Origin of the sequence: Arthrobacter sp. CAL618, assembly GCF_000468215.1 — a bacterium.
In the GTDB taxonomy this organism is placed as follows: domain Bacteria; phylum Actinomycetota; class Actinomycetes; order Actinomycetales; family Micrococcaceae; genus Arthrobacter_D.
Genome location: NZ_ASZW01000110.1, coordinates 1 through 1,963 on the forward strand (window position 1 = coordinate 1; position 1,963 = coordinate 1,963).

At 62.6% G+C, this 1,963-nt stretch carries 2 protein-coding genes and 1 pseudogene (1 of these 3 cut by a window edge); 1 reads left to right on the forward strand and 2 read right to left on the reverse strand.

What is annotated here, in order from left to right; genetic code table 11:
• Window positions 1-54: 54 nt before the first annotated feature.
• Complete coding sequence (locus K728_RS0106960; RefSeq protein ID WP_019481284.1) at window positions 55-258, reverse strand: cold-shock protein; 204 nt, start codon at window positions 256-258, stop codon at window positions 55-57.
• Between the two features lie 266 nt (window positions 259-524).
• Window positions 525-1,754, reverse strand: coding sequence for an N-acetylglucosamine-6-phosphate deacetylase (locus K728_RS0106965; protein WP_024476288.1), 1,230 nt, complete (start codon window positions 1,752-1,754; stop codon window positions 525-527).
• An 87-nt stretch (window positions 1,755-1,841) separates the two neighbouring features.
• Here K728_RS0106965 and K728_RS18705 point away from each other — a divergent pair.
• Window positions 1,842-1,963 (forward strand): annotated as a pseudogene (locus K728_RS18705) (NADPH:quinone reductase); it runs 893 nt beyond the window's last position.

Below are 1,963 nucleotides of genomic sequence, written 5' to 3' on the forward strand. Positions count from 1 at the left end.
GCGTGGAGGTCCCCAGTGTTTAAAGCACTTGCTGTCTAGCGGACAGCTTTGTCGCTAGAGGGCGGTAACCCCGGTAGCCTGGGGGCCCTTGGCGCCCTGACCGATTTCGAACTGAACACGCTGGTTCTCGTCGAGGGTCTTGAAGCCACCGGTCTGGATCTCCGAGTAATGTACGAAGACATCGCCGTCGGAGTCATCCGGGGTGATGAAGCCGAAGCCCTTTTCAGCGTTGAACCATTTCACAGTTCCCTGTGCCATTTGTTTCTCCTCCATAATGAAATGTTCTGACCCACACACTGCATGTGAACCCGGAGTCACTTCACGGAAACAACCTATCGGCACCCGAGATACACGGTTCCGTTTCGGATGTCACACGCTCGCAACATTGTCTTGCGAGCATGCTAAAACACGTACACAAAGACTGGAATAAGCATCACATAACGGCTAGTGCTGGTCAACGGACTTTCAACCATTGTTCGGTAAATTTATTGTCTCGAACCGAGCAGAAGTATTCGTCCGATCGTCTAGAGCGGAGCCAGCCAGACGCCTTCGCGAAGCACCGCCAGCAGGTGCAGGTCGGGGGAGACCACCACTGCGTCCGCCCGCAGCCCGAGGCGAAGACTGCCGAGCTCATCGGCAAGACCGAGCACATTGGCCGGTACGACCGTCGCCGACGTAATGGCGTCGAGGAGCGGTACCCCGGCGGCGACGGTCCGGCGCACCACATCGAGGAGCACTGCGGTGCCACCAGCGAGGGATCCGGTGCGGTCAAGGGTGGCAACCCCGTCGGTGACGGTGACCGCCGACGATCCGAGGTGATACGCGCCGTCGGGGAGCCCGGTGGCCGCCATGGAGTCGGTGACCAAAGTGATGTTTTCGGCGCCAACCAGTTCGAAGACGGTGAGCACGGTCTGAGGGTCGAGGTGGGCGTTGTCGGCGATCAGCTCGACGACGGCGTTGCCCGCCTTCGCGATCCTCAGGCAGGCGGCAACCGGCCCGGGGGAGCGGTGATGCAGGGGCGGCATTCCGTTGAAAAGATGGGTGACGGTGGGGCGTCCGGTGTACCCGTCGAATCCGGTGGAGTCCATCTCCTCCCATGCCAGTGCGAGGGAAGCGGCTGCGGTTGAGGTATCGCAGTCGGTGTGCCCGAGCGAGGGGGTGATGCCGTGGGTGGTCAGCTCATCGATCAGGGCGTCCGCGCCGGGAAGCTCCGGTGCATAGGTCATCGTCTTCATCCGCCCCTGAGCCGCATCGATCAGCGCCGCCACATACTCCGGGGTGGGGGCGACAATGTGGTCGGGGTTCTGGGCGCCGCAGCGAACCGTGGAGACGAACGGGCCTTCGGCGTGGATACCGGCAATCAAACCCTCTTCCGCCAGCTCCGCAAGAACTGAGAGTGCCCTCAACAGGTCGGCGGGGGGCGCCGTCATCGTGCTGGCGAGGGATGTTGTGGTTCCGCTCCGTTGCAGGAAGTCAATCGCCATCCGGGCCTGGGTTGCATCGCCGCTGGTGAAGTCTCCACCGTTGGCGCCATGGCAGTGGGTATCGACGAGGCCGGGGAGAACGAGGCTTCCTGGTGGGAACGTCCGCTCGGGCTCAGTGTCGCCGCCGCGGAACCCAGCCGCTGGTCCGGCGTAAGCGATGCGGTCGCCGTCGTAGGCGAGGACACCGTCATCAATGATGCCCGACTCAGTGGCGATGCGTCCGCGGAGGTAGTTCACGGGTGAAGTTCCTGAATTTTCGCTGCTGGCCATACCCCGATTCTATGTGCAGCGGACCCATATGGCCTGGGCGCAGCAGGGTCGGGGAATAGGGGGCTGGACTTCCCTGTTCCATCAGCCATGAAAGCAATCGTCTACTCCAGCACTGGAGCATCCTCAGTTCTCTCCCTCGCTGACCGTGAGGTCTCCGCCCCCGGTCCCGGCGAGGTACGGGTTCGGGTTGTTGCCTCCGGCGTCAACCC